This is a genomic window from Bacillus sp. FJAT-53060, from assembly GCF_037104745.1.
Classification (GTDB): domain Bacteria; phylum Bacillota; class Bacilli; order Bacillales; family Bacillaceae; genus Bacillus; species Bacillus stratosphericus_B.
The window spans coordinates 57,765-65,429 of record NZ_JBAWSW010000012.1; the positions used below are offsets into that span (position 1 = coordinate 57,765).

9 protein-coding genes are annotated in these 7,665 nt (G+C 41.6%); 1 reads left to right on the forward strand and 8 read right to left on the reverse strand.

Annotation, left to right across the window (positions count from 1 at the left end; all coding sequences use genetic code 11):
- Positions 1 to 45 precede the first annotated feature (45 nt).
- From rpmE to WAX46_RS06875, 7 genes are all read right to left on the reverse strand, one after another.
- Complete coding sequence (gene rpmE / locus WAX46_RS06845; protein WP_003215407.1) at positions 46 to 246, reverse strand: 50S ribosomal protein L31; 201 nt, start codon at positions 244 to 246, stop codon at positions 46 to 48.
- Between the two features lie 130 nt (positions 247 to 376).
- The gene (gene rho / locus WAX46_RS06850) at positions 377 to 1,660 is read right to left on the reverse strand and encodes a transcription termination factor Rho (protein WP_226566716.1); all 1,284 of its coding nucleotides are present in this window, start codon (positions 1,658 to 1,660) and stop codon (positions 377 to 379) included.
- A gap of 367 nt (positions 1,661 to 2,027) precedes the next feature.
- Entirely contained in the window at positions 2,028 to 2,993 is a 966-nt protein-coding gene (glpX, locus tag WAX46_RS06855) for a class II fructose-bisphosphatase (protein ID WP_336493550.1), read from the reverse strand.
- Between the two features lie 31 nt (positions 2,994 to 3,024).
- The gene (locus WAX46_RS06860; protein ID WP_336493551.1) at positions 3,025 to 4,314 is read right to left on the reverse strand and encodes a UDP-N-acetylglucosamine 1-carboxyvinyltransferase; all 1,290 of its coding nucleotides are present in this window, start codon (positions 4,312 to 4,314) and stop codon (positions 3,025 to 3,027) included.
- Positions 4,315 to 4,558: 244 nt separating this feature from the next.
- The gene (gene fsa, locus WAX46_RS06865) at positions 4,559 to 5,197 is read right to left on the reverse strand and encodes a fructose-6-phosphate aldolase (protein ID WP_336493552.1); all 639 of its coding nucleotides are present in this window, start codon (positions 5,195 to 5,197) and stop codon (positions 4,559 to 4,561) included.
- 111 nt (positions 5,198 to 5,308) lie between these two features.
- Positions 5,309 to 6,166, reverse strand: a complete 858-nt coding sequence (locus tag WAX46_RS06870; RefSeq protein ID WP_226566720.1) for a class II fructose-bisphosphate aldolase — start codon at positions 6,164 to 6,166, stop codon at positions 5,309 to 5,311.
- A gap of 178 nt (positions 6,167 to 6,344) precedes the next feature.
- The gene (locus tag WAX46_RS06875; protein ID WP_003214681.1) at positions 6,345 to 6,719 is read right to left on the reverse strand and encodes a response regulator; all 375 of its coding nucleotides are present in this window, start codon (positions 6,717 to 6,719) and stop codon (positions 6,345 to 6,347) included.
- 179 nt (positions 6,720 to 6,898) lie between these two features.
- Here WAX46_RS06875 and WAX46_RS06880 point away from each other — a divergent pair, with 179 nt between their 5' ends.
- The gene (locus WAX46_RS06880) at positions 6,899 to 7,429 is read left to right on the forward strand and encodes a DUF2529 domain-containing protein (RefSeq protein WP_336493553.1); all 531 of its coding nucleotides are present in this window, start codon (positions 6,899 to 6,901) and stop codon (positions 7,427 to 7,429) included.
- 50 nt (positions 7,430 to 7,479) lie between these two features.
- Here WAX46_RS06880 and WAX46_RS06885 read toward each other — a convergent pair.
- On the reverse strand, positions 7,480 to 7,665 hold a 186-nt coding region (locus WAX46_RS06885; RefSeq protein WP_336493384.1), incomplete at its 5' end, for an IS3 family transposase.

Sequence of the window (7,665 nt, forward strand, 5' to 3'; positions counted from 1 at the left end):
AAAAACAGGCAAGAACGGATTCCTGCCTGTTTATTGTATCTATTATTACTTAAGACCGTATTTTTTGTTAAAGCGGTCAACACGTCCATCAGCAGAAGCGAATTTTTGACGGCCTGTATAGAAAGGATGGCATTCAGAGCAAATCTCAATGCGTACCTCTTCTTTTACTGATCCAGTTTCAAACTCATTTCCACAAGCGCATTTGACTGTAGCTTTTTTGTAGTTAGGATGAATTCCTGTTTTCATCTACTGTCATCTCCTTCCGCCCTGAATCCAATTCGGAAACAGAGTTAATATCTCAGAATAAGTTCTGAAACGCACATGATGAAATTATAACAGTGTGAGTCTATGATTGCAAATGTATTTTTTCAGGAAGCTACCTTCTTGATGCAGACATATTCGCATGTTTCCATTCTTGCGTTAAAATATCGAAAAATTCTTGGTTTGTCTTTGTTTTTCGCATTTTGCGCATGAACTTCTCAGCGAAGTCAGGTGTATCAGACATCGATTTTCTCATCGCCCATAGACGGTCAAGATGCTCTTTTGGCACAAGGAGTTCTTCTTTTCTTGTACCAGAACGACGAATGTCGATCGCTGGGAAAATTCTTCTATCTGCAAGTGAGCGGTCCAAATGGAGTTCCATGTTTCCAGTTCCTTTAAACTCCTCATAAATTACATCATCCATACGTGACCCTGTATCAACAAGTGCTGTGGCTAAAATGGTCAGGCTTCCACCTTCCTCAATGTTACGCGCAGCACCGAAGAAACGTTTTGGACGATGGAAAGCGGCTGGATCAATCCCGCCAGATAGTGTTCTTCCACTTGGTGGAATGACAAGATTGTATGCACGGGCAAGCCTTGTGATGCTGTCCATTAAGATTATGACATCTTTTTTATGTTCAACAAGTCGCATTGCACGCTCTAATACAAGCTCTGCTACTTTAATGTGGTTTTCCGGTACTTCGTCAAAGGTTGAACTAACAACATCTCCTGCAACAGAACGTTCGATATCTGTTACTTCCTCTGGGCGTTCGTCAATCAGAAGCACAATTAGTTCTGCCTCTGGATGATTTTCTGAAATGCTGTTGGCAATTTCTTTTAGCAAAATGGTTTTCCCTGCCTTAGGCGGCGCAACGATTAATCCACGCTGTCCAAACCCAACTGGTGCCATCATATCCATAATTCTAGTAGACAGGTGATTTGGCTGTGTTTCAAGAATCATTTGGCGATCTGGGAATAGCGGTGTAAGTGCAGGAAAGTGAACACGTTCCTTTGCTGACTCTGGGTCATCCCCATTTACTGCTTCTACATGAAGGAGGCCATAGTAGCGTTCATTCTCTTTTGGAGGTCGTACCTTTCCTGACACCTTATCTCCATTTCGTAAATCAAAGCGTCTGATTTGTGAAGCAGAAATATAAATATCTTCAGAACTTGGGGAGTAGTTAATTGGTCTTAAAAAACCAAATCCCTCAGACTGAATAATTTCCAGAACCCCTTCCATAAATAAGAGATCCTCTTGCTCTGCATTTGCCTTTAAGATTGCAAAGATTAATTCTTTTTTTGTTAGTTTGCTGTAATAAGAGATTTTATAACGTTTTGCTAACTCATACAGCTCTTTTAATTTCATATTTTCCAAAGATGATATCGAAACATCTTTCAATATGGACACCACACTTTTCTAGTCAATGTATTTCATTACAAATGCATGACCATTGTATTTGATTAGCTTTTAATTCCGTTTTTTGTTGGAATGACCTCACTCTCATGGTAACTAACGCTCCCACTCGTTATATCATGGAAGATAGAAACAAGGTGAAATAGAGCTTTTTCAACATAGAGAAGGATAATGAATATATTGTCATTGTGCGGCAGTATTTAAACTTGTTGAAGCTTAAAAGAAGTAAATTCGCAGAAAATTTCGCAGCACTCTTTAGTTTTACCTCATTTGCAGAGAATATTCAACTTTAAAAAGAAAATGATATACATTTGACACCTATAAAAGCGGGTAATGAATACCCGCTTTCTGATTACGGAAGAATGACAAGATTCGGTTTTTTCTTTAAGCTGTGTCTGCCATCGACGAATCGAACAGTACCAGATTTCGCACGCATGACAACACTATGTGTTGTTCCAACAGAGCCTTTGAATTGAACACCTTTTAATAACTCTCCGTCCGTTACACCTGTCGCTGCAAAAATGGCGTCGTCTCCTTTCACGAGGTCTTCCATTCTCAGGACTTTTCCAACATCCAGCCCCATCTTCTCACAGCGTCTCAGCTCTTCTTCACTTTGAGGAAGAAGCTTACCGTGGATTTCACCACCAAGTGCCTTTAACGCAACAGCAGAAAGGACACCCTCAGGTGCTCCGCCTGAACCAAATAGAATATCAACACCAGTGTGATCAAATGCTGTATTAATGGCTCCTGCGACGTCACCATCGTCGATCAATTTAATTCTTGCTCCTGCTTCTCTCAGCTCAGCAATAATTTTCTCATGTCGATCTCTGTTTAAAATCGTCGCAACAACATCTTCAATATCTTTGTTTTTCGCTTTTGCAACAGCGCGAAGATTATCAATGACAGGCGCTTCAATGTCGATGCAGCCTACCGCTTCTGGACCTACTGCGATCTTATCCATGTACATATCAGGTGCATTTAGCAAGTTACCATGATCAGCAACAGCGATGACAGCTAAGGCATTCCAGCCGCCGCTTGCCACAATATTTGTTCCTTCCAATGGATCAACAGCGACATCCACGCGAGGTCCATATCCGTTCCCAAGCTTTTCCCCGATATAAAGCATTGGTGCTTCGTCCATTTCCCCTTCGCCGATGACCACTGTTCCCTTCATCGGAATGGTGTCAAATACATCACGCATTGCACTTGTTGCAGCATCATCTGCTTCGTCTTTCTTCCCTCTCCCCATCCAACGGGCAGATTTTAATGCGGCTGCTTCTGTCACGCGTACTAGTTCCATCGATAAACTTCTTTCCATTTTCGTCCAAATCTCCTCTCGCAGTCAAGCCTTATGAATTTTGAAGTTCTTCTATTTCTTGGTCACTGAGCTTTTTACGCCAGATGGTTGCACCCAAGCCTTCTAGCTTCTCCTCAAGCATACTATATCCTCTGTCTATATGTTCAAGCCCTGTGACTTCGGTCACACCGTCTGCCATTAACCCAGCGACAACGAGACACGCACCTGCACGCAAATCACTTGCTTTTACCTTTGCCCCTTGGAGCTTAGTTTGTCCGGCAATAATGGCAGATCTCCCTTCCACCTTCATATTTGCACCCATTCGACGCAATTCGTCAATGTGTTTAAAGCGGGCAGAGTAGATCGTATCTGTGACAACACTTGTGCCTTTCGCTTTTGTTAATAAGGCCGTCATCGGCTGCTGAAGGTCAGTCGGAAAGCCAGGGTACACAAGGGTTTTGAAATCGACAGGCTTGAGTCCTTCGTTCCTGCCAACAATTAGCATCTGATCGTTACTCGTTTCAATGGTGAACCCCATCTCTCTAAGTTTCGCCGTAATTGATTCTAAATGAGTTGGGATCACATTATCAAGTACAACTTCATCTCCCATCGCTGCACCAGCAATTAAAAACGTACCTGCTTCTATGCGATCAGGAATAATTGAATGCTTGCAGCCATGAAGAGATTCTACACCCTCGATCCGAATCACATCAGTGCCCGCACCTTTGATTTTAGCTCCCATGCTTGCAAGCAGTGTCGCTACATCAATAATTTCGGGCTCTTTTGCGGCATTTTCAATCACTGTTTTGCCTTTGGCCAACACGGCCGCCAGCATAATATTAATGGTCGCACCTACACTCACAACATCAAGGTAAATACGTGCTCCGACTAATTTTTCAGCACGCAAATAAATGGCACCCTGCTCGTTTGTCACCTCAGCTCCAAGTGCTTCAAAGCCTTTTATATGTTGGTCAATCGGTCTAGGACCTAAGTGACATCCTCCTGGCAAACCAATAACAGCCTGTTTGAACCTGCCTAGCATCGCCCCCATTAAGTAATAGGACGCACGCAATTTTTTGACTTTCCCATTAGGAAGCGGCATACTGATCATTGTTGAAGGATTGACAACCATTTCACCTTTTTCAAATGTCACCTTCCCGCCAATTTCTTCTAACAGATCTCGTAACGTGTCAATATCTGAAATATGCGGAAGGCCCTCAATAGTTACTGGAGAATTAGCGAGAATCGTGGCAGGAATCAGTGCCACAGCACTATTTTTCGCACCACTAATATGTACGGTCCCACACAAGAGGTCACCACCGGCAATGTTTAACTTTTCCATATTTGTCTCCCTTCTTAAGAAGATCACTGTTGGAGTTATACTGTTTGTGGATGTCGCGCTTTAAAAGGTCTTGTCCAAAATTTAGCCAATATCAAGAGAAAGAATACAGGTTAAACAAAATTTGTCGGAAGAAAAATAATCGAAGCTTTGCGAGGCTGTGATGTTCTCTTCTTTACACAAAACATTTCTTAGCGTTTTTTAGGAAAACTGCGGCAAACGGAAGGGTTTTCCGCCTGCCACTCGCTTATTTATTCCAGTCTGCTAAAAATTGCTCAATGCCTGCATCCGTTAATGGGTGTTTTGTCAGTTGCTTGATGACTTTCAGCGGCATTGTGCCGATATGAGCACCTCTAATCGCAGCTTCTGTCACATGCTGAGGGTGACGAATGGATGCAGCAATAATTTGTGTATCTAATCCATGAACATCAAAAATGGTTTTCACTTCGCTAATGAGATCAAGACCATTGTGGCCGATGTCATCTAAACGACCAAGGAATGGAGAAACATACGTCGCACCCGCTCTTGCTGCAAGCAGTGCCTGATTTGAATTGAAGATCAATGTGACGTTTGTTTTAATACCAAGGTCTGTTAGGGCTTTGACTGCTTTTAGTCCATCAGTTGTCATTGGAACTTTCACCGTGATATTTGGTGCAATAGCAGCAAGCTCTTTTCCTTCTTCAATCATTTCCTCGGCTTTTAGAGAAATGACTTCCGCGCTGACAGAACCTGACACCACGTTAGTGATTTCACGAAGACGATCATGAAATGATACACCCTTTTCTTTCGCTACTAAACTAGGGTTTGTTGTGACGCCTGCTAATATGCCAAACTCGTGTGCCTCTTTGATGTCTTCGATATTCGCTGTATCTACGAAAAATAACATAACCGTGCCTCTCTCCTATCAATAAATTGTCTGACATGTAAATTGAATTGCGCTTTCTCAAGATATGGAGAAAACCGCCTGTGAATCAGGCGGCTTTCGGTTCTCATCAAATTATGCTTGGTTAGAAGAACCAAATTCACGCATTTTGCCGATAACAGTTTCTTTAATTGCGTCACGAGCTGGTCCAAGATATTTACGTGGATCATACTCTTCTGTTTTTGCAGCAAGTGTGTCGCGAACTGCTTTCGCAGAAGCAATTTGGTTTTCAGTGTTTACATTAATTTTTGCTGTACCAAGTGATATTGCACGCTTAATGTCAGCAGTCGGGATACCTGTTCCGCCATGAAGAACAAGTGGAAGACCTGCTGATTTTCCAATTTCTTCCATTTCGGTGAAACCAAGGTTTGGTTCACCTTTGTATGGACCATGTACTGAACCTAGAGCAGGTGCAAGGCAGTCAATGCCAGTACGTTCTACAAGCTCTTGACACTCTTTTGGATCAGCATAAATAACACCCTCAGCGATGACGTCATCTTCTTGTCCACCAACAGTTCCAAGCTCAGCTTCTACAGATACACCGTGGAAATGTGCAAGCTCAACTACTTTTGCAGTTGTTGCCACGTTCTCATCAAATGGATGGTGAGAAGCATCGATCATGACAGAAGTAAATCCTGCATGAATCGCTTTTGCACAAGATTCAAAGCTTGAACCGTGATCTAAATGAATCGCAACAGGAACTGTTACATTATATTCTTCGATTAACGCTTTAACCATTGCGACAACTGTTTTGAAGCCGCCCATATAGCGTCCTGCTCCTTCAGATACTCCTAAGATAACTGGAGATTTCTCTTCTTCAGCAGCTTGTAAAATCGCTTGTGTGAATTCTAAATTATTTAAGTTAAACTGTCCAACAGCGTAACCTTTTTCCTTTGCATCTTTCAACATTTCTGTCATTGAAACTAAAGGCATGATGAAAAATCCTCCCTATGTAGCTAATTTGCTTACTAAAAAAAGCTCTCTACCCTAGCATGACCAGATTTTCTCGCCATATGTAAACTTTCAAAGTCAGATCGCTTTCTTCTTCTTATCTAGAATACCAATTATTCGACAAATCGGCAATAGAATGACTTGATTCAATCATTTCCATCTAACCATTTGTTTCAAGCGGCAAATATTCTTTGACTGCATCTCGGATTTCATCAATATCGAATGGTTTTGCGAAGTGCGTCAATGCGCCAAGTTCTTTGGATTCTTGAATCATGTCTAGTTCGCCATAGGCTGTCATAATGATCACGCGAATGTCTTCATCAATTAATTTCATCCGTTTTAAAATCTCAATCCCGTCCATTCCGGGAATTTTCATATCTAGCAGAACAAGGTTCGGTCTATGGTTTTTCACAATATCTAACGCCTGTAATCCATTGGCCGCTTGGAAGGTTTGATAGCCTTCTTTATGAAACACTTCATTCAGTAAGATTCGAATACCGTACTGATCATCGACAATTAAAATTTTCTCATTCATCTGTTACACCCCATTGCTTTCGTTTTTCGCCATAAAAAGAGCAGTTGTTAAATAATTCTGTTTGATTTTCACATTTCCTTTAATTATAATAGTTTACTTTACTACATTTTCTGAGCATTTTTCCTAATATTCTCTTTATATTCATTATAAAATGATTTGACCGAAGGAGGAAATGAGTCTTGTTAAAAATATTCACAACCCAGTTATCAAGTATTTTTTCACGTATCGGAGAAAAACAAACAGAAGCGATTGAAGAGGGCGCACGCCTTCTTGCTCAAGCCGTAATCAGTGGACATGCTGTTTATTTCCATGGACAGAATGAGCTAGCTGCTGTGGCCTTAGAGGCATCCGAAAGCAAGGAGCCATTTCCCGGTGCAAAAGTGCTGCCGCAGGATCAAAAGGAGCGCAGCTTACTTTATCTAAGTGACAGGGTGCTGCTATTTTATTCAGATCAAGAAGATCCGGAGATCCAATCCCTTGTAAAAGAACTGTACACCCAAGGTACGCCCATTGTTGGAGTGGGGCCTGCACAAAAGGAGCTGTCAGTAATTGAAGAGCATTGTGATGTCCATATTGATTTCCGGCTTAAAAAACCACTTGTGCCCGCTGAAGATGGAACAAGATTCGGCTATCCTGCTTTGATGACCTGCTTATACGTCTACCATGCACTATCTTTTACTGTGAAAGAAATTGTTGAGGAATATGAATAAAAAAACAGCCGAGAAGTGAAGTGACCCCCTTAAGTTAGACACGGTATTTATTAGACAGCTTTCGAGGCATGAGTTCGATATTGTATCGGACTCATGCCTTTTAGTTTCGTCTTTATACGTGTGTGATTGTAGTAATCAATATATTGTTCAAGTTCTTGCTTGAAGTGTTCGATGTCCTCAAATTCTTTTAGGTATAGAAATTCAGACTTTAAGATACCGAAGAAGTTCTCGATAAC